The organism is Methylobacillus gramineus (assembly GCF_020532675.1).
Lineage (GTDB): Bacteria > Pseudomonadota > Gammaproteobacteria > Burkholderiales > Methylophilaceae > Methylobacillus > Methylobacillus gramineus.
The window spans coordinates 997,940-1,022,915 of the sequence record NZ_JAJAVE010000001.1; the positions used below are offsets into that span (position 1 = coordinate 997,940).

25 protein-coding genes are annotated in these 24,976 nt (G+C 50.8%); 11 read left to right on the forward strand and 14 right to left on the reverse strand.

Features of this window, described 5'->3' with window-relative positions:
* Positions 1-35: 35 nt before the first annotated feature.
* The 10 genes from fae to LG201_RS04710 all read right to left on the reverse strand — a co-directional run bounded on the left by fae (position 36) and on the right by LG201_RS04710 (position 9,320).
* Positions 36-572 (reverse strand): formaldehyde-activating enzyme, encoded by a 537-nt coding sequence (fae, locus tag LG201_RS04665; protein ID WP_226770998.1) that lies wholly within the window; start codon positions 570-572, stop codon positions 36-38.
* 361 nt (positions 573-933) lie between these two features.
* Positions 934-1,479, reverse strand: coding sequence for a 6-phospho-3-hexuloisomerase (hxlB, locus tag LG201_RS04670; protein ID WP_226770999.1), 546 nt, complete (start codon positions 1,477-1,479; stop codon positions 934-936).
* 118 nt (positions 1,480-1,597) lie between these two features.
* The gene (gene hxlA, locus LG201_RS04675) at positions 1,598-2,227 is read right to left on the reverse strand and encodes a 3-hexulose-6-phosphate synthase (RefSeq protein ID WP_226771000.1); all 630 of its coding nucleotides are present in this window, start codon (positions 2,225-2,227) and stop codon (positions 1,598-1,600) included.
* A gap of 134 nt (positions 2,228-2,361) precedes the next feature.
* Positions 2,362-3,312, reverse strand: coding sequence for a transaldolase (gene tal, locus LG201_RS04680; RefSeq protein ID WP_226771001.1), 951 nt, complete (start codon positions 3,310-3,312; stop codon positions 2,362-2,364).
* A gap of 160 nt (positions 3,313-3,472) precedes the next feature.
* A complete protein-coding gene (locus LG201_RS04685; protein WP_226771002.1) occupies positions 3,473-4,321 on the reverse strand; it encodes a triphosphoribosyl-dephospho-CoA synthase in 849 nt (282 codons plus the stop codon).
* Complete coding sequence (locus tag LG201_RS04690; protein ID WP_226771926.1) at positions 4,318-5,241, reverse strand: ATP-grasp domain-containing protein; 924 nt, start codon at positions 5,239-5,241, stop codon at positions 4,318-4,320. The genes LG201_RS04685 and LG201_RS04690 overlap by 4 nt, the downstream gene beginning before the upstream one ends.
* Before the next feature lies 1 nt (position 5,242).
* Positions 5,243-6,226, reverse strand: a complete 984-nt coding sequence (gene mch, locus LG201_RS04695) for a methenyltetrahydromethanopterin cyclohydrolase (RefSeq protein ID WP_226771003.1) — start codon at positions 6,224-6,226, stop codon at positions 5,243-5,245.
* Entirely contained in the window at positions 6,201-7,337 is a 1,137-nt protein-coding gene (locus LG201_RS04700) for an ATP-grasp domain-containing protein (RefSeq protein WP_226771004.1), read from the reverse strand. Before LG201_RS04700 ends, mch begins: the two co-directional genes overlap by 26 nt.
* Positions 7,338-7,364: 27 nt before the next feature.
* A complete protein-coding gene (locus LG201_RS04705) occupies positions 7,365-8,276 on the reverse strand; it encodes an NAD(P)-dependent methylenetetrahydromethanopterin dehydrogenase (RefSeq protein WP_226771005.1) in 912 nt (303 codons plus the stop codon).
* Between the two features lie 75 nt (positions 8,277-8,351).
* Positions 8,352-9,320 (reverse strand): beta-ribofuranosylaminobenzene 5'-phosphate synthase family protein, encoded by a 969-nt coding sequence (locus tag LG201_RS04710; protein ID WP_226771927.1) that lies wholly within the window; start codon positions 9,318-9,320, stop codon positions 8,352-8,354.
* 297 nt (positions 9,321-9,617) lie between these two features.
* On the opposite strand from LG201_RS04710, the gene LG201_RS04715 reads away from it, so the two are divergent.
* From LG201_RS04715 to LG201_RS04735, 5 genes are all read left to right on the forward strand, one after another.
* Positions 9,618-10,913: a formylmethanofuran dehydrogenase subunit B gene (locus LG201_RS04715; RefSeq protein ID WP_226771006.1), complete on the forward strand. Its 1,296-nt coding sequence runs from the start codon at positions 9,618-9,620 to the stop codon at positions 10,911-10,913.
* Positions 10,914-10,935: 22 nt separating this feature from the next.
* Positions 10,936-12,612, forward strand: a complete 1,677-nt coding sequence (locus tag LG201_RS04720; protein ID WP_226771007.1) for a formylmethanofuran dehydrogenase subunit A — start codon at positions 10,936-10,938, stop codon at positions 12,610-12,612.
* On the forward strand, positions 12,612-13,520 hold the full coding sequence (gene fhcD, locus LG201_RS04725) for a formylmethanofuran--tetrahydromethanopterin N-formyltransferase (protein WP_226771008.1): 909 nt from the start codon (positions 12,612-12,614) through the stop codon (positions 13,518-13,520). Before LG201_RS04720 ends, fhcD begins: the two co-directional genes overlap by 1 nt.
* Entirely contained in the window at positions 13,517-14,323 is an 807-nt protein-coding gene (locus LG201_RS04730; protein ID WP_226771009.1) for a formylmethanofuran dehydrogenase subunit C, read from the forward strand. Before fhcD ends, LG201_RS04730 begins: the two co-directional genes overlap by 4 nt.
* Positions 14,324-14,481: 158 nt before the next feature.
* The gene (locus tag LG201_RS04735; RefSeq protein ID WP_226771010.1) at positions 14,482-15,138 is read left to right on the forward strand and encodes an OmpA family protein; all 657 of its coding nucleotides are present in this window, start codon (positions 14,482-14,484) and stop codon (positions 15,136-15,138) included.
* Between the two features lie 63 nt (positions 15,139-15,201).
* Here the strand turns inward: LG201_RS04735 and LG201_RS04740 are convergent, their stop codons facing one another.
* The 4 genes from LG201_RS04740 to LG201_RS04755 are packed head-to-tail and all read right to left on the reverse strand — an operon-like array spanning position 15,202 to position 18,797.
* On the reverse strand, positions 15,202-15,762 hold the full coding sequence (locus LG201_RS04740) for an IMPACT family protein (RefSeq protein WP_226771011.1): 561 nt from the start codon (positions 15,760-15,762) through the stop codon (positions 15,202-15,204).
* Positions 15,763-15,798: 36 nt separating this feature from the next.
* On the reverse strand, positions 15,799-17,301 hold the full coding sequence (locus tag LG201_RS04745) for a helicase HerA-like domain-containing protein (protein ID WP_226771012.1): 1,503 nt from the start codon (positions 17,299-17,301) through the stop codon (positions 15,799-15,801).
* A gap of 33 nt (positions 17,302-17,334) precedes the next feature.
* Positions 17,335-17,847: a DUF302 domain-containing protein gene (locus LG201_RS04750; RefSeq protein ID WP_226771013.1), complete on the reverse strand. Its 513-nt coding sequence runs from the start codon at positions 17,845-17,847 to the stop codon at positions 17,335-17,337.
* A 17-nt stretch (positions 17,848-17,864) separates the two neighbouring features.
* The gene (locus LG201_RS04755) at positions 17,865-18,797 is read right to left on the reverse strand and encodes a CysB family HTH-type transcriptional regulator (RefSeq protein ID WP_226771014.1); all 933 of its coding nucleotides are present in this window, start codon (positions 18,795-18,797) and stop codon (positions 17,865-17,867) included.
* A 160-nt stretch (positions 18,798-18,957) separates the two neighbouring features.
* Between LG201_RS04755 and LG201_RS04760 the strand changes: the two genes are divergently transcribed.
* The 6 genes from LG201_RS04760 (at position 18,958) to fdxA (ending at position 24,935) form a co-directional block, all read left to right on the forward strand.
* Positions 18,958-19,755: a sulfite exporter TauE/SafE family protein gene (locus tag LG201_RS04760; RefSeq protein ID WP_226771015.1), complete on the forward strand. Its 798-nt coding sequence runs from the start codon at positions 18,958-18,960 to the stop codon at positions 19,753-19,755.
* 9 nt (positions 19,756-19,764) lie between these two features.
* Positions 19,765-21,441: a nitrite/sulfite reductase gene (locus LG201_RS04765; RefSeq protein WP_226771016.1), complete on the forward strand. Its 1,677-nt coding sequence runs from the start codon at positions 19,765-19,767 to the stop codon at positions 21,439-21,441.
* Complete coding sequence (locus tag LG201_RS04770; protein ID WP_226771017.1) at positions 21,434-22,057, forward strand: DUF934 domain-containing protein; 624 nt, start codon at positions 21,434-21,436, stop codon at positions 22,055-22,057. Before LG201_RS04765 ends, LG201_RS04770 begins: the two co-directional genes overlap by 8 nt.
* A gap of 126 nt (positions 22,058-22,183) precedes the next feature.
* Positions 22,184-23,119, forward strand: a complete 936-nt coding sequence (gene cysD / locus LG201_RS04775; protein ID WP_226771018.1) for a sulfate adenylyltransferase subunit CysD — start codon at positions 22,184-22,186, stop codon at positions 23,117-23,119.
* 78 nt (positions 23,120-23,197) lie between these two features.
* Complete coding sequence (cysN, locus tag LG201_RS04780; protein WP_226771019.1) at positions 23,198-24,496, forward strand: sulfate adenylyltransferase subunit CysN; 1,299 nt, start codon at positions 23,198-23,200, stop codon at positions 24,494-24,496.
* 115 nt (positions 24,497-24,611) lie between these two features.
* Entirely contained in the window at positions 24,612-24,935 is a 324-nt protein-coding gene (gene fdxA, locus LG201_RS04785; RefSeq protein ID WP_226771020.1) for a ferredoxin FdxA, read from the forward strand.
* Positions 24,936-24,976: the final 41 nt, after the last annotated feature.

The window sequence follows — 24,976 nt, forward strand, 5'->3', positions numbered from 1 at the left end:
ACCTGTTATCCAGGTTAGCACTCCACATCAAGCAATTACTTAGCTTGGAATGGGTGAGCAGATTCCTTATATGCCTTCAGTACATCAGCAACCTTAGGCTCGCGAGCTACAGCGCTCTTGATAGCTTGCTTAGTCGCTTGGTAGTTCCACTCTTGGATACGCTCGTCAAGATCAGCACGGCTGTCGATAAATACGCCTACAGAGATGAATACGTCATCAGCTTCTTCTTGAGGAATAGTGCCATCAGCAACACAATCCATCACAGCCAAAGCGATACCACGTTGTGCTGGGCCAAACATTTGAACAGCTTGCTTACCGTTCTTGATAGTTACTTTATTGAACATTACAGTCGCTGGCTTAACCATCAGGTTAGGTGCAACAATAGCCAACAGGCCATTTACGCCTTCTTTTTGGTCAGTAAGCGTACGGCAGAAAGCATCTTCTGCAGCGCTACCACGTGGGCCAATAATCAGATCGATGTGAGCTACGTTCAGCAGGTCAAGGCCGCTGCCGTCAGGACGATTGTCAATAACAAGAGCTTCACCTACTAAAACACGATCAATAACTGCCATTTCATTCTCCAATATAAAGTTTCCGTAGAAACAAGCCTGACATTGCCGGGTTAGCTATGCCATAAAGTGCTTTACGTCTGTTTAACGCCAAGCCGAAAATTTGGTTGATATTATACATTGTTTATGAAATTCATGTGAATTGTCACACGATTCATTTGCTTCCATACCAACCAATATACAAAACGCCTCGAAGAGCTTGCTATTCATGCCTAAAAGAGCATCAATCGCTCACACGATGGCGATTAGTACATCCTGCTTCCTGATAAGTTCACCAGCAGTAAAAATATCGGGGTAAAAACAAAAAACCCGAAAAATCTATGATCAATTTTCCGGGTTTTCGATTACTTATCTTCTTGCAAGATTACTCAAGGTTAGCGTGAATAGCACGCATACCCTCTTCAGTCAGTCCTTTTTGATCCACCAGCTTGGCAATGGTAGATTCGAGGAACAACAAGGTAGACAGCTCAAAGATGGTTCCCATTGGCATGCCGTGGGTCTTATCAAAGGCATGTGCATCGTTACCGCCAACTGGCACTACCAAGTCAGCCAATTCCGCCATTGGCGACTGTGCCTTCATGGAAATTACAGCAATCTTGGCACCTTGGCTCTTGGCTTTTTTCAGCAGGGGAAGCAGAGTCTCGGTTCCACCGGAACCAGAGATCACGATGAACAAGTCACCAGCCTGGATACTGGGAGTAACAACCTCACCCACCATGCTGACTTGGTAACCCGCGTGTACAAGACGCATGGCAAAGAAACGGGATACCAACAAGGAACGGCCAGCACCACCAATGAAAGTGCGACCAGCACCCTCAACCAGGGACAAAATCTGGTCTTCAAAACCTTCTGCAGTGCTGTTCAAGACACTGGTCAGCTTGTTAACAACAAGCTCTTGATATTTATTCATAGCAATCACCTTAATTTAAACGATGATGAATTGTAAAAAGCATAATAAAAAATCCACCAACTTAGCTCAGGGAGCTATGTATGGTGGATTTTTATTTTAGCTAGGCTTTAGCGAAAAATTACTTAGCCAGGCCAGTGATTTCAGCAGCAGCAGCAGCTGGATCAGCAGCACCGTAGATAGCAGCGCCAGCAACGATGATGGTAGCACCAGCATCTTTAACTTGTGCAACAGTAGCTGGCTTAACGCCACCAGCAACAGAAACTTCCAGACCCAGGTTCAGGCCAGTTACAGTTGCCAGGTCAGCGAAAGGAGTTTGACCAGCAGCTTGTTGATCAAGACCAGTATGAACACCAATAATGTGTGCACCCAGCTTAGCAACTTCCTTAGTACGAGCAGCCTTGTCAGATACGTTGATCAGGTCAACTTGAGCTTTCTTGCCGTACTTGTTAGCTGCGTCGATTACGCCTTTGATTGTACCCAGATCAGCTACACCCAGAACGGTAACGATGTCAGCACCAGCCTTGTAGAAAGGCTCAGCTTCGTAGAAGCCAGCATCCATAGTCTTCAGGTCAACCAGGATCTTGTTGTTTGGGAACTTAGCACGCAGAGTTTCCAGCAACTTGATACCGTTATGCTTGATACATGGTGTACCGATTTCAAGAATGTCAACGTGTGGGGCTACTTTTTCAGCCAGCGCTACAGTTGCGTCGAAATCCAATGAATCTAATGCCATTTGTGTCGATGCCACGATACTTCCTCCAATAGGGTTACAAATTTAATACTACTTAAAACAACTTTTCATACAAAAAGCGGAACATCAATCTTAATCGTCAAAACGACCGGATGTCAACGCATATCAGCCCCAACATCCGGAGTGCAGAATTACAACTTTTCTGCAAGTGCCTTTTCAAGCTTGTTTTGATCCACAACAAAACCACGAATGCCTTCAGCCAGCTTTTCAGTAGCCATTGCATCTTCGTTTTGGTCAAAACGGAATTCCTTCTCTGTCAGCAGAGCAGGACGTTCGGTGGTAGCACCATTGTCCACCAGCAAGCGTGGCAGGTTGCCTTCAGTGGCTTTCAATTCTTCCAGCAGGTTAGGCGACACTGTCAGGCGGTCACAACCAGCCAGCGCAGTGATTTCACCAATATTACGGAAAGAAGCACCCATCACCACTGTCTTGTAGCCGTGCGCTTTGTAGTAAGCGTAGATATTACGTACAGAGACTACACCTGGATCAGTTTCAGAAGTGTAAGCCTCACCAGTCTTCGCCTTGTACCAGTCAAGAATACGGCCAACGAATGGAGAAATCAGGAATACGCCAGCTTCAGCACAGGCACGTGCTTGAGCAAAGCTGAACAACAGGGTCAGGTTGCAGTTAATGCCTTCTTTTTCAAGAATTTCACCCGCCTTGATACCTTCCCAAGTGGAAGCCAGCTTGATCAGTACGCGGTCTTTGGAAATACCAGCATCAGCATAAAGCTTGATCAGCTTACGGCCCTTTTGCACCATGGCATCTGTATCAAAAGACAGACGTGCATCCACTTCGGTGGAGATCTTGCCTGGAATATGCTTGAGGATTTCCTGACCAATCAATACAGCCAACTTGTCAGCTGCATCTTCAATTTGTTGGGCCTTATCGTTGCTTTGGGACTTGGCATAAGCAATCGCTTCGTCGATCAGCGGAGCGTATTGTGGCAGTGTGCTTGCCTTCAGCAACAGGGATGGATTGGTTGTTGCATCGTAAGGCTTAACGCTTTTGATCGCTTCTACGTCGCCAGTGTCCGCAACAATAGTCGTGATTTCCTTCAGTTGATCGAATAAATTAGCCATTATTGCTCCTCCTTGAAATGAATACAGAAATTAAATCTGAAAAACGTGGTTGCCTGCATTAAGGCTGGCTGACCAAGGAATCTAGGTCAAAGTGCCGAATTTCTTAATCGCATTAGTATAACCGAAAATACACAACAACCATACACCAGCCCCGTCCGTTTTATGCAGGCGAGTCGGCTTTTTGCAAGGCATATGCCATTAGCGTAGCCACCGTCAGGTCTGCACTGGTGCCTGGATTAATACGCCTGCTTTTGAGCTGCGTATCAAACTGCATCAAATCACGCTGATAGCTTTTGGGATTATCTTGCGCCAGCATTCGCTGCAAATGGTGTTGTGCCTCCTGTTGCACTTCCTGCGCCAGGGCAAGATCATATTTGCGTGAAATATGACTATCGGGGAACTCACTCAGCCATGCCAGATACAGCACACTCGTTGCCCATGCAGGATTATTCCAGCGCGCGATGGCAGCTGCATAATGAGGAAGGCCAAAATCAAATATATCGGAAAACTCATGGATATATTGCCAGGCAATACGATCACGTTCCGCCGATTCACGCATGGCAGCCAGCAGGCTGATCTTGGGTGAGTCATGCACATCATGCTGATCACTTTTCCCCAAGCCAGCTGGTGAAGCGCGTACGATGGCCTGAAAGGCAAGATCCGCATCTGCTATGGTCAATGATTGCAGCACTTGCGCCAACCTCGACTGCAAGCTTGAACTGTCATCGACAAGCGCTGCCTCTACAAGTGGTGCACACAGCAGGACGATGCCAAGATTGGTATTGCAATCCACCACCTGCCACGTGGCATTGATGGAAGCCAGGATACGCGCGCCCACCGTCAGCCTAGGTTCGGCAATCACAGCTGCAACAGCATCAGCACTTTGAATGAATTGCTGCACCACCATGTTGTGGCCATCGGCAAAAATATGCACATTGCCCGGCTTGAGTGCAGCCAGTTCAGCCATGCAAGCCGCCCTGAAAGCATCAGCAACCTGCTGCGGGCTCACGAAACAATCGCCAATGTGGGACGTGCATGAATATGCGCCATGAAATCGTCCACCAGCACCTGTGCAATATCAAATCCTGCTACACCTTGCAGACCTTTCCAGGCGGGAATGCTATTTACCTCAAGTACATACAGCTTGCCATCACTGTCGCGGATGATATCCACACCACAATAATTCACATCCACTGCGCTTGCAGCAGCCTCAGCCATTGTCGCCAGTTCGCCTTCAGCCGCAATCGGCTCACATCGACCACCCTGCGCCACATTATTTACCCAATGACTCCCATAACGCTTCATCGCTGCGACAGCTTTACCATGAATCACGAATACACGGTGGTCATGCCAGGCCCCTTCTCCACTATCTATATAAGACTGTAGATAATAGAGACCGTCCACATGTTCTTCCATGGGTACAGGGAATGGCATGCCGTGTTCCAGCTTGCGTACACCCTGCCCTTGCGAGCCGAAAAGTGGCTTGATCACCAGGGTACGTCCCGCCATAGTTTCACGCAGCATAAGCTCATGCGCTTGCGCTCGAGATTCGCACACCCAGGTGTTGGGCGTGGGAACATGATTGAGGTGAAGCAGAAAACTGGTCATGGCCTTGTCCACAGTGCGTTCAACCGCCTGACCATCGTTATAAACCGTAACGCCAAGCAACTTCAGCGCATGCAGAATATCAAGCCTGGCAATGACTTGCTGCAGAGTGCCTCCTGGCACGCCACGGACAAACACCCCTTCAGGGAGTGCATCCTCAAAACCAGGGATCAATACGGCTGGATGTCCTATATTGGTCAGGTTTAAAGCACAATCCTTAAGAGAAATAAAGACTGCCTCGCGACCACGTGTGGCAAACGCTTCTTTCAAGCGTTTGCCATGCCAACCAGGATCGTCGGTAAAGACGGGAATACGTGGATTCAAGTTATGCGCTATACCCAAAAGATTGATCAAGCAAGGCTGCATCCAGCTTGCCGCCGGTAAAACTCTTGCCGGACTCCAAGGCTGTCACGGTAACTGCGGCTGGACTGAACAGCAAAGGATCAATCTTGTAGAAGTCCATATTCACAGCCTTGAATACCTCGGCGAATGGACGGCCATAATCGCGTGAAGAGTTGCTTGGCAGCTCTTTAGCCAACTTGGCTGCGGCATCATCGCTACCTTTGACAAAAATATGCGCATGACCACCAAACAAGATGGCGTCATTGGTACGCCCCATGCCAATCAGAAAATCAGGAGCAGGTGGCGGCACAGGTGCACTTGCCATACCGTCCACGACGTGCTCGAGCGGGAAATGCAGGGTATGAATCTTGTGCATGGCCACTTCCAGCACACGTGCCACAATTTGCACGGTACCGGCCAGGCTACGGGTTGGTGTAAGGATGAAGGTCAGTTTTTCTGCGCTGAGACCGGTATCGCGCGCCACTTTTTCAATCACTTCAGTCGGCGGTGCCTTATCGCTTTCAAGGACCAGACAAGCAGAATCACTCTTGTCCTGATAACCCAGCTCTTTATATAACTCTTCACGACCAGCAAGGGCGCGACCAGGCCCAGATCCTAATGAGAAGAACTTCTCGTGCGCCAGACTCCAGCCTGCGTACTGGCTGCCCAGACAGGAGAGGATTGGATTATTGGAATGTACAGATAACATCCAGGGCCAATGCGGGAATGTCGTGCTAGTTTGCAAACTCACATGTCCCAGACCACCCATACAAATTTCGGCAATCAAACGACCAGCTTCCAGACCACCCGGAGAATGAATGCCAGCATCGATAATCGTGGCACCACTTGCATGCTGTTCAACACCGACACGCAACACATCGGCGTTATCAATAATATATTGCACCAGAGGCGCAGTTAGCGTGTTCACGCTTGGCCAACGGCTAGTATCGACAGTGGCTTGACTCATGTTCTTCTCCTGATGTTTGAATATATTTGAGCATTTCATTTAATATGACTGCGCGTGTCCGCGCCAATTCTTCTGCTTGACCATCACTCTCGCCAACAGCCACCACTGTGCACAGTGGTGCACCCTTGACTACTACACTATTTGCCAGTGGCTTATCCACCACCCATTCCGGCCAGTTGAAACGACACGGAATCTCAATATCGAAAGGCGAGTAACATACCAGATTCGCTCTGGGCTGTCCTGCCGTGCCTGAGGGCCAATCGACATCATGTTCCAGACTGGCATCGATATGCGCCTGCAACCATTGATGCGGCATTTCATACAGTGCCAAGCTGGCACTCAGTCTTGGATTGATTTCCAGGATCCAGTATTGATCGCCATCTATCATGGCATCCAGACTATTGAGACCACGTAACCCAAACTCAAAGGCCAGTAGCTGTGCTGATTTCAGCAAACCCTCTGCAGCAGGACCCGTTATCTTGATTGGGCCCACCAAGCCGCCATAGCGATATGGCAAGCGTGAATCCAATGGGGCTAGTAGCTGACGCTGGAATCCCACAGGGGTGATGCCTTGTGCCGAAGCCAGGAACAATAAAGAGACAGGCACTCCAGGTACTTTCCGCTGGAAATAGCCCCCATCATCCACTGCCTCAGCAGCCAGTTGAATGTGCATACCACCAGAACCGCCCTGTTCTTTATATAACCAGTGCTGCCTATCGTTATCTTCCAGTAGCTCTCGGTTAAAACAGCTATCCGGCACCGGAATATCAAGCGCCTGACAACCTGTCAGAAAAGAGTGGGCATCCTTGCACCGTTTAACCACAGGGGCCTGATTACCGACCAGCGGCAACTGTGCTGCCAACACATCAAGCACTTCAGGCTGAGCCTCAAAGCCACTGCCATACAGCAGCATATCGGCTCCAAAACGCTGCAGCGCAGGAATCAGCTCATGGCGGATGGCGGCTAATGAAAAACCATTATGTCCATACTCCAGCACCATACTGCTGGCACTGGCCGCAAGCGTATCCTCGTCACCAAAAACATCGGCAGCGAGTACTTGGTACCCTGCTGCCGCTGCTGCCGTGACATAAGGGCGGGCATTGGCCGCCACTATGGCTATTTTTTTGTTCAGACCTAACTAAACGAGATCTTTACGCGCCAGTTCAAAAGCGGTAATGAAATCGATATAGACATGGCTTTGACCTTCCAGCATACGCTTGAACAGGCGTTGCTGAGTCTGATATTTGATATTACCAACAGCCAGCGCACCGATACCGTAGATCTGCGTACCTTCGATGATCACGCCATCAGCCATCACGCCCACACCCTCAGCACCGGTAGGAGGAACGGCATTTACATCAGCCACCACCTTCAGTGTCTTTGAGTTCTTCATCTGGTCTATCGTCAATACACGTACGCCCGCAGCAGCACAACACAAGGCAACGTCGCTAGTTTCCAGAATCTTGGTTTTCAGCTCATCAGTACTGCCATCAACACATTGGATATTGGTACCGTAACGCTTATTGTAAGCCGCAGCTTTTTCTTCTACGTCTGCCAGAGTTTTGTGCGACACCATTTCCACAGTCGCACCATACTTGGAAGCAATCACGGCGGTACACCCGCCTACTGGACCTGTTGCACCAAAAATGCTGACCTTCCGGCCTTCCAGATTACCGCCAAAATGCTTGCTCAACAGCTGCTCAACCCGCGCCATCATGGCTGCAGAAGTAGTAAAAGCACCAGATGGATCGGCAAATACAGAAATTTCGAAAGGTGGCACCATGGATTTTTTGGCTGTTTCCAGCATATCCATCGCCAGATCAACATCGCGACCACCAATCAGCATACCTGTGCGCCATACGCCACGCGGACCGCGTGAAAAAATAGCATCCTGCACCAAGCCGGTGACTTCGTTCAACTGTACATTGGTATATTGGGCAATTGCGTCATAACCCGCGTCATAAGCCATGTTAACGTCAAACGGACTGGCGTTCTTTGCTGGTGTTATAAAGTGCAGTACATAAGGCTTTTCCAATTTAATCCCTTCCATTTCGCGTGCCCTCACTAGTGCGATGCGTTACTAAATAATGGCTAATTGCCAATTTTTCCATACAAATTTACGGAACTACTCTACCAAACAAGAGCTAATTTCTGCGCCGGCGTTAGCCCCCTTGCACAGCAGAAACTGTATCTCCTGATTTTCATCATATTGTGATTCTAGCGCTTCTAATACCTGACGCGCACCTGTTTCATCGGCAAAAATAGCAAAACCTGTAGGTCCCCAGGAGCTTTGCCCCAGGCAATCGACGCCTTGCGCTTCCAATTGTTGCAGTATTTTCGAGACCAAAGGGCTAGCATACCGCCCGCCCTGCGCTGGTGAAAAATGATCTCCAGTACGCCATTGCAGTTCGCGTATCGCCTTACCAAACGTAGGCAAGTCATGCTCTGCGAGCGCTGGCAAAGCCTGCATCAGCACATAGCGGCACAGCTCCGCCGCACTATCCGCAGGAAACTCGGGTAACTGACGGAACGCTTCTATCTCCTGAGCCCCATGCACACCGTAACTACTGCGATCAAACATGAGCACAATACGCCAGTCTGACGGGAATTCAGCACGTGCAATCACCGGTGGCACATCGGTGTCAGCACTGCGACCACCATCAACAATCACCCCCCCAGAGGCGAATGTGCCGAGCCCGATCCCGGATCTTGCTCCACGGGAAGTCAGGACGGCAATGTCACGCAAACTCAAATTCAAGTTGAATAACTGGCTAATCGCTGAACCCACGGCTAAAGACATCTGGGTACCAGACCCCAGACCAGCGTGCTCAGGAATCGCTGCCTGCAGCTCGATGTGAACGCCATGAGGCAAATCAAGCGCAGCGGCAATTCGTTGCGCTGTTTTCAAGGCGCGCACGGCGCCAGGGCCGTGCGTACTGATGCTATCTGCGATATAAGCGCAAAGCGAGGTAGATGGCTGATCCAGAGACACCCCAAGGCTACCGAATCTACGACCCAAACCGCCATTGAGATCAAAGAACCCCATATGCAATCGTGCTGAGGTGACAACACTAACGCCTTGCTTGCTGATAATTTTTTCCTTGGCTGCAAAAAAACAGGCGCTTGTGGCACCTAGAAAGTGCGCTATTGTAGCCCAGCAACCCCCCTTTTAAAAAGGGTGATCCGTGTTGTCGAACTATCACCCTGCATTTTTTCATTACCTCTAGTATTTTTGTAGCCAAAATGCTGTTTGTCACAGAACTGGCCTTCATGCAGCGATAATGAGATAGTATAATCCGCCGAGCATCTACCAGAATCGGTTGCACCGGTTTCAATCATGCCTGATCAAGGCATGGACCTTGAGGAACTAAACAGTTTTCGGATGGAGAACATGACCCAATCAACCAATTTTCCGGCAGGAACTATAGAAGCTGTTGCCTTTCCCGGCGAAGGACTGCTCAGTGATGACCTCGTCATCTCCAGAGACTCTGATGGCAACCTGGCTTTGCAAAATCAGGCCTGTAGTAAAACCACTGCGTTTTTTGAACGCCCTCGCACACCAAGCAGCCCACAGATAGCAGGCAAGCCAACGGAGCTCGGCGCTGCAATCGCCAAAGTGGTTGAGCTATTCAGCCAGTCCCGTCACCCACTGATCAGTGGGCTGGCTACCGATGTTTATGGCATGCGGGCTGTAATGAATTTAGCCGAGACGGCAGGGGCCACGATTGACCACATGAACTCCAAGAGTTCAATGAAAAATCTGTTGGTCATACAGAATTCTGGTTGGTATGTCACCACCTTGAGTGAAGTAAAAAACCGGGTTGACCTGTTGCTGGTGATAGGCACGGATGTGGTGAGTTATTTCCCGCGCTTTTTTGATCGTGTGATCTGGAACAAAGAAGCCATGTTCACGGACAATACTGATGCCAGAGAGATTGTATACCTGGGTGGTCGTGACCTGAATACAGCGCCTGGCACTTCTCCTTCAGGTAGAAAGCCCGATGTATTGCCCTGTGATCTTGACCGCATCCCTGAAGTGCTGGCTGCCTTACGTGCCATTATCAGCGGTAAACCTTTTCTTGCGACTGAAGTGGCTGGCATTGCCACTGCTGATCTTGAAAAACTGGCAGAGCGACTGAAAGCAGCAAAATATAGCGTAATTGCCTGGACTGGCAGTGCACTGGATTTCCCGCATGCCGAACTTTCCATCCAGACCATTACCGGCATTGTCGAGCACCTGAACAAGACCACCCGTAGTGCCGGTTTACCATTAAGCGGTAATGATGGGGATGTCACCGCCTACAACGTCAGCACTTGGATCAGTGGTTATCCTTTCCGCAGCTCGTATCGTCGCGGCTATCCCGACTACGACCCATATCATTATGAAACCTCGGCCTTGCTGGCAGAGGGAGAAGTAGATGCACTGATCTGGATTAACAGTTTCAACCCCGAACGCGTTCCCCCTGCAAGCAAGACACCTACCGTAGTGATCGGCCACCCGGCCATGCAATTTGAGCAGCCGCCGGCAGTCTTTATCCCGATCGCCATTCCAGGACTGGAAGCCAGCGGTGCCCAATTCCGCAGTGACAGTTCGGTCACGCTGCCCCTGAAAAAACTGCGGGCAACCGAGCTCCCTACGCTGGGCGATGTACTTTCTGCCATTGAAGCCGCGCTCAAAGCAGCTTAAGCAAGATTAAGGAATCAGACACATGCTAATCAAACTTACCGGCGGCCGGGTGTATGACCCAGCGCACAATATCGATGGCAGGGTCATGGATATCTATGTGCGCGATGGCCGCATTGTAGAGCGCCCAAACGACGCTGAAACCATAGATCAAGAATACGACCTGCGTGGCAAAGTGGTGATGGCGGGTGCGATCGACATGCACACCCATATTGGCGGAGGCAAAGTCAATATCGCCCGCCTAATGTTGCCAGAAGATCACCGCGCATCACCCGCCGTACATACTGACGCCTGTCGTTCCGGCTGCGGCCATGCAGCCCCATCCACGCTGACCACCGGTTATCGCTACGCAGAAATGGGCTATACCGCAGGTTTCGAGCCTGCGCTTTCCCCAGTCAATGCGCGCCAGTCACACCTGGAAATGTGCGACACCCCTATCATTGATAAAGGCGGTTACGCCATGATAGGCAGTGATGACTTCTTCCTGCGTATGCTGGCAGCCAAGCAGGATCAAAATGCGATCAATGATTATGTTGCCTGGATACTGCACGCCAGTCAGGCCATCGGCATCAAGGTGGTCAATCCAGGTGGTATCAATGCCTTCAAGTTCAACCAGAGAGCGCTGAATCTGGATGAGGAAAACATCCACTACAAAGTCACGCCACGCGAAGTGCTGCAATCCCTGACCCGCGCAGTCTATGAACTGGGCATTGCCCACCCGCTGCATGTGCATGGTAACAACCTCGGGGTGCCTGGTAATGTAGAAACCACTCTCAAGACCATGGGCGCGGTAGAAGGTTATCCGGTTCACCTGACACATATCCAGTTTCACAGCTATGGCACAGAGGGCGACCGCAAGTTCTCATCCGGTGCTGCTGCCATCGCAGAAGCACTGAACAAGCACAAAAATGTCTCGGCAGATGTAGGCCAGATTCTGTTCGGCCAGACCGTAACGGCTTCAGGCGACAATATGCGCCAATTCGCAAACTCCGGCCACGGCTCACCACGCAAATCCGTACTGATGGATATTGAATGCGACTCCGGTTGCGGAGTAGTGCCATTCAAGTACAAGGATCAGAATTTCGTCAATGCTCTGCAGTGGGCAATTGGCCTGGAGATCTTCCTGTTGACGGAAGATCCATGGCGTATCTTCCTCACCACGGATCACCCGAACGGTGCGCCATTCACCAGCTATCCGCATCTGATCCGCCTGCTGATGGACAAGAGTTTCCGTAACGATATGTTTGCAAAACTCAACCTCGACGCTCAGGCGATGAGCACGCTGAGTGGCATCGAGCGTGAATACAGCCTGTATGAAATTGCCATCATGACCCGTGCCGGAGCTGCCAAGCTGGTAGGCCTGCATGACCGTGGGCATCTGGGTGTGGGCGCTGGTGCAGACATTACCGTCTATACCGATAATGCAGACCGTGAAGCCATGTTTGCCAAACCGGATTATGTGTTCAAGGATGGCCAACTGGTGGTACGCAATGGTCAAGTGGTCAAAGTCACCTGGGGCAGCACCCATACAGTCAAGCCTGAGTTTGATCGCGGCATAGAAAAAGATCTGAAAAAATACTTTGATACCTACCACACCATGAACATGGAAAACTTCAAGGTCAGCGCTGCAGAGCTTGAAGAGGATGGCCGCGGCCACGTCATTGTTCAGGAGAGCAAAGGTCGCAGGGAGAAAACAGCATAATGATTATCAACGGCGTATCAATAGATGACACCTTTGCCGAAGCCTTCGGCATGCGCGGCACCCGCGTCCTGATCACAGCGCAAAATCTGCGCTGGGCCTACAACGCAGCCAGAGCCATGACTGGCTTTGCCACCTCGGTGATTGCCTGCGGTGTGGAAGCTGGCATAGAGCGCGAACTCAGCCCAGAAGAAACTCCCGATGGGCGCCCTGGCGTTTCCATCCTCATGTTCGCCATGAGTAGCGCAGTACTTATGAAGCAGCTGGAAACTCGGCTGGGACAATGCGTATTGACCTGCCCCACTGCAGCGGCATTTTCCGGCATTGATGATGGCTATCCTGAAATCACCAAAATCAACCTGGGCAAGAATCTGCGCTTTTTCGGTGATGGCTTCCAGACGTCAAAAGTATTCAATGGCAAGCGTTATTGGCGTGTGCCAGTGATGGATGGCGAGTTCATGACGGAAGAAAGTACCGGCATGATACGTTCAGTCGGCGGTGGCAACTTCCTTATCCTCGCGGAATCTCAGCCACAGGCGCTTGCTGCATGCGAGGCCGCGATAGATGCCATGAGCAAGGTACCGAATGTCATCATGCCATTCCCGGGCGGCGTTGTACGCTCAGGCTCCAAGGTCGGCTCCAAATATAAATCCCTGATCGCGTCTACCAATGATGCGTTCTGCCCTACCCTTAAGGGCATCACCAAGACTGAGCTTTCTCCGGAAATTGAATCCGTCATGGAAATCGTCATTGACGGCCTGACCGATCCCGACATTCGGGTTGCCATGCGTGCAGGGATTGCCGCAGCCTGTGAGCTGGGTGCCAAGAACGGCATCAAACGCATCTCTGCCGGTAACTATGGCGGGAAACTAGGACCGTACCACTTCAAACTCAGGGAGATCATGGCATGAGCGCGTTGACCTTCACACTCAAGCAAGCCATTCAGCAGCGTGTAGACGTGTCTGCACTCACGCCAGATAACCTGGCTGGAAAAAGCCTCAGCGATATTGCTGCCATCCCACTAGACTCTGGCAGGCTGAAACTACGCGTAGACAGCTTGTTTGATATCAGCGGCGACAACGCCGAGGAGATTGTATTCAACAACGCCAGCGGCAAGCTGGACTACATTGGCAGCAAGATGAAAAGCGGCCGCATCACTGTCAATGGCGGTGCTGGCTCTTATCTCGGCTTCCAGATGCGCAAGGGTGAAATCGTACTGAACGGTAACGCTGATGCTTATACTGCCAGCGGGATGGCCGGCGGATTGTTACATGTTCACGGTAATGTGGGTGATTTCCTGGCTGCCGCCATTCCCGGAGACCGCAAAGGCATGAAGGGCGGCATCGTCCTCATCACCGGCAACGCGGGTGAGCGGGCTGGCGACCAGATGCGACGTGGCATTATCCTGATTGAAGGCAATGTGGGCAGCTACTGCGCCTCACGCATGCTGGCAGGCACCATAGGCGTCCTGGGCAGTGTTGGGGATTATGTAGGTTACGGCATGCGCCGCGGCACCCTGCTCCTGACTCAGCCACCCAAGCTACACGCCACGCTACAGGATTGCGGTACCCATACCCTGCCATTCCTGAGTCTGATGTTCAAGTCGTTCAGCAACTTGCCCAGCAAGTTTGCCGCCATCAACAAGAATCGCGTGCAGCGCTTTGCGGGCGACATTGCCAACGATGGCAAGGGCGAGATACTCGTTTTCAAATAAGCGCTTGAATAAAGCAGCATGCAACTAGGCCCGGTAACATGTGCTACCGGGCTTTTTTATGCGCATGTGCAAACTATTGTCAATTTTGTTCCCGCAGAACTTATGCTGCTTTATCCTGCCAAATACATATCTATCTCACCAACAGAAAAAGGAAAATCATGCGAACTCAATTAACAGCAAGCGCCGTGGTTATTGCATTGGCGATTAGTGGCTGTGCCAATATGTCAGAAACCCAGAAAGGCACTGCCAAAGGCGCGGCTATTGGGGCTGGTGCTGGTGCAGTAGTAGGTGCATTGGCTGGAAAAGGTAAGGGTGCAGCGATAGGCGCCGCTGTAGGCGCTGGCGCTGGTGCGATCGCCGGCAATGTGTGGTCAAAGCGTATGGAAGAACAGAAACGCCAGATGGAACAAGCGACTGAAGGTACTGGCGTACAGGTCTCCCAAACTGAAGATAATCGCCTCAAGCTTGCCATTCCCAGTGATATCTCTTTTGCATCAGGTAAAGCCGATATAGAACCTAACTTCCGCCCAGTGCTTGACAGCTTTGCCACTACCTTGAAAAACAATCCGAACACGACTGTGACGATTGTTGGTCACACGGATAACACCGGTAGCGATGCCATCAATAATCCATTGTCATTGAATCGCGCTACCAACGCCCGCAATTACCTGACTGCCCGCGGTATTAGCAGCAACCGGTTTACAGTGGATGGTCGCGGCTCCCATGAACCATTGGTATCCAATGACACGTTAGCCAACCGTGCCAAGAATCGTCGTGTTGAAATTTTTGTCGCTGAACCACAAGCAGCCCAATAAAAACACGCAAGCACAAAATAGCCGGCATCAAAGCCGGCTATTTTTTATTTGTCTGGTATCAAATTAGCCATATTTCTGCTGCAAACTCGGTACCTCGTGCGCAGGCACGGAAGCAATCACCGTCACGTACTCACCAAAGGCTTTATCAAGCACTTCGCCATTCAGCCTATCCACATCGCGAATAAAACCATCCAGTTTTTTGTAATCCAGATCCACGCGTATTTTCTGCATCTCGACATACTCGCCAAAACTCGCTGCATCTAGCGCCATTTTTGCGGTTCCGCCATAAGCACGCACCAAGCCACCGGTGCCCAGATTGATGCCACCATAATACCGAATCACCCCGACACAGGTATTGATGAGGTTACGCCCCTCAAGAAACTGCAATACTGGCTTGCCTGCAGTGCCGGATGGCTCTCCTGCATCACTGAATCGTTGTACGACTCCCTGTGGAGTCTGCAGCCTAAAAGCATAAGCCAGGTGATGTGCACTTTGGTGTGCACTGGCAAGGCGCCGCAAGGCAATAGCCACAGCGCGTTCGTCTGCACAGTACTCGGCGATCGCCACGAAGCGGGATTTATTGATGGTCTGTTCTGCCTGACCAGGCTGGATGATGATTTGCAAACTATAAAACTCGACTACCTGACTGTTGATTCAATCCTACTTCTTGCTCTTACCACCAAGAATGGATCCCAATACTCCGCGCAATATCTGCCGTCCAAGTTCAGAGCCTATGGCTCTGGCGGCACTTTTTGCGGCAGTTTCCAATACGCTTTGCGGCTGACGGCCTGTCGATTTACGCGCTGGCTTGTTTTCAGAATTTCCACCACCGAACAAACCACCCCAATCAAATCCTCTATCCTCCTCGGCCGCTTGCTCTTGAGTCTCCGAGGCACGTCCTTTCAGGATTTCATAGGCCGACTCACGATCCACACCATTCTCGTAATGCCCGTACACAATCGAACTCTTAATCAACTGCTCACGCTCAAGATCACTCACTGGCCCTATTCTGCTACCCGGCGGACAAACAAATGCACGCTCTACCGGTGTAGGCCGCCCCTGCTCGTCCAGAAATGACACCAGCGCCTCCCCAACAGCAAGTTCTGTAATCACCTGACTGACTTTCACATCAGGATTGGCACGAAACGTTTCAGCCGCCGCCTTCACTGCCTTTTGATCCCTGGGGGTGAAAGCGCGCAAAGCATGCTGTACGCGATTACCTAGCTGGCCCAATACAACATCGGGAATATCCAGTGGATTCTGGCTTACAAAATACACGCCTACACCCTTGGAACGGATCAGACGCACCACCTGCTCAATTTTATCCATCAATGATTTGGGGGCATCGTTGAACAACAAGTGTGCTTCATCAAAAAAGAAGGCGAGTTTGGGTTTATCAAGATCACCCACTTCAGGCAGCTTCTCGAACAACTCGGACAATAGCCATAACAACAAAGTCGCATATACCCGCGGTGAATTGTAGAGACTGTCTGCGGCCAGGATATTGACCATGCCCCAGCCTTTAGCGTCTGTCTGCATCATGTCGTCCAGGTTCAATGCAGGCTCGCCGAACAACTGGTCAGCGCCCTCATGCTCCAATTGCAGTAATGCGCGCTGGATAGCCCCTACGCTGGCAGTAGAAATATTGCCGTATTCATTACTGTAATCTGCCGAGTTCTCGGCAGCGTGCTGAATCATGGCCCGCAAATCCTTCATATCCAGCAACAACCAGCCCTTGTCATCGGCAATCTTGAATACTGCTGTGAGCACACCCGACTGCACCTCATTGAGGTTGAGCATACGCGATAAAAGCAGCGGCCCCATTTCGGCAATGGTGGTGCGTACCGGATGGCCTTTTTTACCAAATACATCCCATAACGTAACCGGGCAAGCAGCGAAAGTGAAATTCTCCAGCCCTAATTGCGCAACCCTGGAATCCACCCGGCTATTGCTTCCACCAGGCTGGCTGATACCAGAAAGATCACCTTTGACATCGGCCATGAACACCGGTACGCCTAGCCGAGAAAAACTCTCGGCAATGCTCTGCAGGGTCACTGTTTTACCAGTCCCTGTAGCCCCGGCAATCAAACCGTGACGGTTGGCCATGCGTGGCAATAGATACAGGAACTCTTCACTTTTCGCTAATGGTGTAGGCGTGCTCATGATTATTCTTTGTGATGGCTCATCATTACGATATCAGATATCCCCTTGACGCGCCTTGTCGATAATATGCAGTAGTATGCGTTCTAGCTCCTGTGCAGCCTTCTGCGCTCTGGGCGTGGGGTTATGTATGCTTTGAAGATCAAATGTAGGGCGGGCCAGGCCGAGATAAAGCTGGTGATTACGTTGATAGATCGCAATACGGCATGGAGCAAACGTCACGAATTCCGGGTGATCCAGCATAATTTCAGCGCCCAGGCCTAGGTTGCAGAAAGCCCGGACTTCCAGCGGACCTTCAGGTGCCTGTCCCCTGACACGCAAATGTTCGCCTATCGGCAGGTTGGCAGGATTGACGAAGTTTTCGCCTTCGGACACAACCTTGAGACTGTCAACTACATCCTCATAAGTCACCCCAGGCTCAACCGCGACTTCATACAGCCCACTACCAGGGTTCACCACAGGCATGGGGGCGGCTTTTTTTGCTGCCACAGGCATTGCCATTAGCAATAGCAAGCTCAATAACAATGCCCTGATTGCCAGCAACCCCATGCCTGACCCTTTAAACCTTATTCGCCGGGCACGGATTTCAGCTCAGCCTCGACTGCTTTACGACCATAGTGCGGTGCCAGCAACTCAATAAAGGCATAAGCATAACCCCGCAGGTAAGCGTCTTTACGGAGGCCTATATATGTAGTGCTAGGAGGGAACAGATCACTGACATCCAGCATCACCAAATGACTATCCCGCACCGGGTCATAGGCCATATTGGCCAATAGACCGACCCCAAGCCCCAAGTTGACATAGGTCTTGATGACATCAGCATCAATCGCAGTCAGTACAACATTGGGCTCCAGCCCTTCCTTCTCAAACACCTTGCTCACCAATGAACCACCGGTAAAAGCAAAGTCGTAGGTAATCAGTGGATAGCGCGTAATTTTTTCAAGCGTCAATGGCAAATCATCCAGCAACGGATGACCTTTAGGCGTCACGACGCAACGATTCCACTGATAGCAAGGCAGGCACAACAGATCCTCGAAACTGCTGATCGACTCGGTAGCGATGCCGATATCCGCTTCGCCCTTCTGTACCTGCTCCGCTACTTGCGTGGGGTTACCCTGATGGATAGTCAGCTTGACCTTGGGATATTGGGCCATGAACTCTTTCACAGCAGCAGGCAAGCGATAGCGTGCCTGGGTGTGCGTCGTTGCAATAGTCAATGCACCCGTATCTTCATGCGTGAACTCCTCCCCAACACGCTTGATATTATCCATTTCGAGCATGACGCGCTCAGCCAACTCCAGTATAATTCGGCCCGGTTCTGTGATACCAATCAATCTTTTACCGTTACGTTTGAATATCTGCAGATTCAACTCTTCTTCGAGTAGCTGGATCTGCTTGCTCACGCCAGGTTGTGAGGTATGTAAAGCATCCGCCGCAATAGAGACACTAAGACCTTGTCGAGCAACCTCGCGGACATACCGTAACTGATGTATTTTCATTATGCTATTCGACCCTTGTTTTATAACAAAATCACATATTCATAGAATAACATACTATTAAATTATTTATTTAACCTGTTATAATAAAAGGCTTTTTCGGGTATTGTTTTTGGACTAACGTCTGTCCCAACAAACCCATGGAAAAAACAACAATCATTTCATGGACATAGGTTACATACTCTCCGGCTTTGCCGTTGGTTTTCTCGTAGGCATAACTGGAGTGGGTGGTGGTTCGTTGATGACCCCCCTACTTGTGTTCATGTTTGGATTCAAGCCAATCGTCGCAGTAGGCACAGACCTGCTGTTTGCGGCACTGACTAAAACTGGCGGTGTTTGGGTCCATCATGGTAAACACAAATCAGTAGACTGGAAAATTGTTGGATTGATGGCAGTAGGTAGTCTGCCGATGTCGGTGATTACCATTTATGTCATCAAACACCTGATGTCTATTGGTAAAGAAATTACCGGGCTGATTACTTACGCGCTGGGCATTGCATTGATTATGACGGCCTGTGCACTATTGGTGCGCAGTTTTCTGATGCGCAACAAAGCGCGTGACACTGAAAGTGGCCCCATCAGCACAGGGCGCTTTACAGGTAATACACAAGTGGCAGCTACCGTCCTAACCGGCGCTGTCCTCGGTGTGCTGGTGACCTTATCCTCGGTTGGAGCAGGCGCATTAGGCACTATTGCCATCCTGCTGCTATATCCCAGGATGAGCACATTGAAGGTAGTTGGTACTGACCTCGCCCACGCCATTCCGCTAACAGCGATTGCGGGCATAGGCCACTGGAGCCTGGGGCATGTAGATTTTACTCTGCTGGGCAGCCTGCTGATAGGTTCCCTGCCCGGCATATGGATTGGCAGTCATTTAAGTGCAAAAATCCCGGAAAAAGTATTACGTCCGGTTCTTGCATTGATATTACTGCTGATAGGTTCAAAATTTGTTTTAGCATAAAGTGAGCTCATGTATAAATACGACGAAATTGACCAGGCTATCGTAGACGAGCGCGTCAAACAGTACAGCGACCAGACACGTCGCTTTCTTATCGGTGAACTAACCGACGAAGAATTCCGCCCTCTACGCCTGCAAAATGGCCTATACATTCAGCGCCACGCGCCCATGCTGCGTATTGCCGTCCCTTACGGCATGCTTGCCTCCAGGCAGCTGCGCAAGCTGGGTGACATTGCCAAACGCTATGACCGCAACTACGGCCATTTCAGTACCCGCCAAAACCTGCAGTTGAACTGGCCCAAGCTGGAAGATGTGCCTGAAATCCTGGCCGAGCTGGCGACAGTGGAAATGCACGCGATCCAGACGTCAGGCAATTGCATCCGCAACATTACCGCCGACCAGTTTGCGGGCGTAGCCCCCGATGAAGTCATTGATCCGCGTGCGATTGCCGAGATCATCCGCCAGTGGAGTACCTTCCACCCGGAATTTGCCCTGCTGCCGCGCAAGTTCAAGATCGCCGTTTCCGGCACCAAGGAAGATAGAGCCATTATCCAGGCGCATGATATCGGCCTGGAGTTTTATCCAGATGCCGAGAACAAGATGGCAATCCGCGTCTGGGCAGGTGGTGGCTTGGGACGTACACCTATCCTGGGTTCCGTGGTGCGCGAACATCTGGAATGGCAACATGTGCTGACCTATTGCGAAGCCATCATCCGCGTCTACAACCTGCATGGTCGCCGTGACAATGCCTACAAGGCACGCATCAAGATTCTGGTGAAAGCACTGGGCATAGAAGAATTCAGCCGTCAGGTGGAAGAGGAATGGCAATACCTCAAGGATACCCCTAACACTATTACCGAGACCGAGTTGGAACGTGTTGCCAAGCATTTCACAAAAATGCCTTATGAAACCTTGCCGGCACACGATGCTTCTTTTGACAGCGCCGTAGCGAGCAATCCGGCCTTTGCTGCATGGGTCAAGCGCAATACGCATGCACACCAGCAACCAGGCTATCGCGCAGTGACACTGTCACTCAAGACGCATGGTCAAGCCCCTGGTGATGCCACGTCAGAGCAGATGTATACCGTCGCTGACTTTGCAGATGAATACAGCTTTGGTGAGCTGCGCGTTACCCATGAGCAAAACCTGATTCTGGCAGATGTCAAACTCGGTGATCTTTATGCGTTGTGGGAAAAAGCCCGTTTAGCTGGTCTGGCTACTTCCAACATTGGCCTGCTGACAGACATTATTTGCTGCCCAGGCGGCGATTTTTGCTCACTGGCTAATGCCAAGAGCATCCCGATTGCAGAAGCCATCCAGATGCAGTTTGATAATCTCGATTACCTCTATGATATCGGCGACCTGGAACTTAACATTTCTGGCTGCATGAATGCATGCGGTCACCACCATATCGGCCATATCGGCATTCTGGGGGTAGATAAAGACGGTTCAGAATGGTACCAGGTCACCATAGGCGGCAAGCAAGGCAATGATGCCAGCCTGGGTACCGTGCTCGGCCCATCGTTTGCTGCCGAGGAAATGCCAGGCGTGATACAGAAGCTGATTGATGTCTATGTACGCGAACGCACTCCGGAAGAACGCTTTATCGATACCGTACGTCGTATTGGTGTAGCACCATTCAAGCTGCATGTGTACGGCGAGAAAAAGAAGGAGGCAGCTCATGCCTAACAAGTCCAACCTGATTCTCAACAACGCCATCGTGGATGATGAGTGGACACTGGTCACCATGCCGGTAGTTGAAGAGGCGGTCAAAAAACAGGCTGGCAAGGTCGTGCTGTTCAAGCTGACCGGCGAAGCCACGCATAATGCCGAGCAGATTGCCAGTACTGTCATCCCTTCCAGCGGCAAGATTCTGGTACCCCTCTCTGTATGGTTAGCACGCAAGGAAGAGCTGGCGCCACGCCATGCCAACGGAGAGCTGGGTATATGGCTGGACACCCACGAACTGGTAGAAGACCTAGCATCGGCGATTGATGATATCAATAGCCTGCCATTGATTGCCGTGCACGTTGAGCGTTTTGCCGATGGCCGCATTTTTTCCATTGGCAATCTGTTGCGTACCCGCTATCACTACAATAACGATCTGCGTGCATTTGGTGACGTCTTGCGTGACCAGCTGTTCTTCCTCAAGCGTTGTGGCTTTAACAGCTACCTGATCCGGGCTGACCGCTCGGCCGAAGACGCACTGGCCAGCTTGCAGGATTTCAGCCAGCCATATCAGGGCGCGGTCGATATTAACCAGCCAGTATGGCGCCGCGTTAACCGCCAGATAGCCCCGCAATAAGTCAGTACATAATGCGAGTATTGGTTACCACAAGGCCAATGCCCACTAGAGCAATGTAGTTTAGTTTAGGAATATTTACTGGAGATGTGAGCTGACAAACAGCAACAACTTTCAGCACAAAATTATATGACGACTTTGACCAAACAACCCCTTTCCCACCTTGACTGGCTGGAAGCCGAAGCTATCCATATCCTGCGTGAAGTGGCTGGGCAATGCGCCAATCCGGTCTTGCTATTCTCCGGCGGCAAGGATTCATTGTGCATACTGCGCCTGGCAGAAAAAGCATTCCGCCCTGGCCGCTTTCCTTTCCCGCTCATGCACATCGACACTGGCCATAACTACCAGGAAGTCATCAACTTCCGTGACCAACGCGCGGCTGAACTGGGAGAGCGCCTCATCGTGCGTTCGGTTGAAGACTCCATCAAACGTGGCAGTGTTGTGCTCAAGTCTGCCGATGAGTCACGCAACAAGCATCAATCCGTGACCCTGCTGGAAGGGATTGAAGAGTTTGGGTTTGATTGCTGCATTGGCGGTGCGCGTCGTGATGAGGAAAAAGCCCGCGCCAAGGAACGTATCATGAGTTTTCGTGATGAGTTTGGCCAATGGGATCCCAAGAATCAGCGCCCAGAATTATGGAATCTCTATAATGCTCGCAGCCACAAAGGTGAGAATATTCGTGCATTCCCGATTTCCAACTGGACGGAAATGGACGTGTGGCAATATATAGAGCGTGAACAACTGGAACTGCCCAGCATCTATTTTGCGCACAACCGCGACATCGTCATGCGGAATGGCAGCATTTTCCCGGTCAACGTGCCACTGACCAATGGCGAAGTAATTAATCAGCCCAAACCAGGTGAAGAGGTGCAGAACATCCAGGTACGCTTCCGTACCGTAGGCGATATCACCTGCACAGCACCGGTGATCAGTGACGCAGATACGCTGGGCAAAATCGTGCTGGAAACCGCCACCACTACCATTACTGAACGTGGTGCCACTCGACTGGATGACCAGACTTCCGATGCTTCAATGGAGCAGCGCAAGAAGGAAGGCTATTTCTAGTTCAACGGCCTGACAACAATAACGAGGATAGAGCAGCATTGCTTCATCCGCCCCGTGACAAGTTTAAAGAGTATCCAGATGTCCAAAATAGAAAATCTTCCAGTGCATAACGACAGCCTGTTGCGCTTCATGACCTGCGGCAGCGTGGATGATGGCAAAAGCACATTAATCGGTCGCCTGCTGTTCGACACCAAGACCATCCTGGCAGATACCCTGACCCAGATGGAACGCACCTCAAACAAGCGCGGCCTGGATGTAGTGGACTTGTCACTGCTGACCGATGGCCTGCAAGCCGAGCGCGAGCAAGGCATTACCATTGATGTGGCCTACCGCTATTTCAGTACCGGTACGCGCAAATACATCATCGCCGATGCCCCTGGCCACGAGCAATACACCCGTAACATGGTCACCGCAGCATCGACTGCCAACCTGGCCATCATCCTGATTGATGCGCGCAAGGGCGTTTTGACTCAAACTCGTCGCCACTCCTACTTGGCACAGCTGGTTGGTATTCCGCATATCGTGGTCGCCATCAACAAGATGGATCTGGTGGACTATTCCCAGGCAGAGTATGAGCGTATTCGCGCCAGCTACCTGGAGTTTGCCGAGCAAATTGGCCTGCAGCGTGCGGGTCATGACATCACTTTTGTACCAATGTCTGCATTGAATGGTGACATGCTCGTAGACCGTGGTACCTCCATGCCATGGTACCAAGGTCCCACCATGCTGGAATTGCTGGAATCCGCTCCTGCCGCGCACTCTGAACAGCATGAGTCCTTCCGCTTCCCGGTTCAGTTTGTCTGCCGCCCACATGCTTCAGACAACCCTGAACTACATGACTTCCGTGGTTTTATGGGCCGCATTGAATCCGGTGATATCACCGTTGGTGATGAAGTCACTGCCTTGCCATCTGGTTTGAGTTCCAAGGTAAAATCTATCCAGATTGGTGAAGAAAAACTACAACGCGCCATCACAGAACAATCAGTCACCATCCTGCTGGAAGATGAAATTGATATTTCCCGCGGTGACATGATCGTGAAAAAATCTGATGCGCCGGAACCGGTCAAACAAATCAATGCCATGGTCTGCTGGTTGTCAGAAACAGCACTATCCCCTGCCCGCACCTATATCATTCGCCATACCACGCGCGAATCCAAGGCCAAGGTCGGCGAGATTGCCTATAAAATTGACGTGAACACCACAGAAAAGCTGTCTGCAGAAGGCAGCCTGAGTATGAACGACATTGCCAGCATAAGCTTTAAGCTGGCCCAACCACTGATGGTCGATGCTTATACCACTAACCGTGCCACTGGGGCGTTTATCATCATTGATGAATCAACCAATAATACGGTCGGCGCAGGCATGATTCAGGCTTGAGGTGTATGTGCCAAATGAAAATACCTTATCAATAGAATCAATAAATATTGTGTTTTATATCGTTTATAATTCAGCGCTGTCTGGAATATAGCGAAGTACCATACGAGGAATATAAATGGCTTACGTTGTAACTGAAAATTGCATCCAGTGTAAATACACCGACTGCGTGGATGTTTGCCCGGTGGATTGTTTTGTTGAAGGTCCAAATTTCCTGGCCATCAATCCGGATGAGTGCATAGATTGCACGCTGTGCGTGGCGGAATGCCCAGCAGAAGCGATCTTCTCTGAAGATGACGTACCGGAAGATCAACAGGAATTTATTGCTCTGAATGCGCGCCTAGCGGAAATCTGGCCGGCCATTACAGGACGCAAGGCACCAATGCCTGATGCTGATTCGAATAATGGTACACCAGGTAAACGCGACCTGCTGGTTGAGTAAAAAAAACTCTCCAAGTTCAATAAAAAAGCCCACCTAGGTGG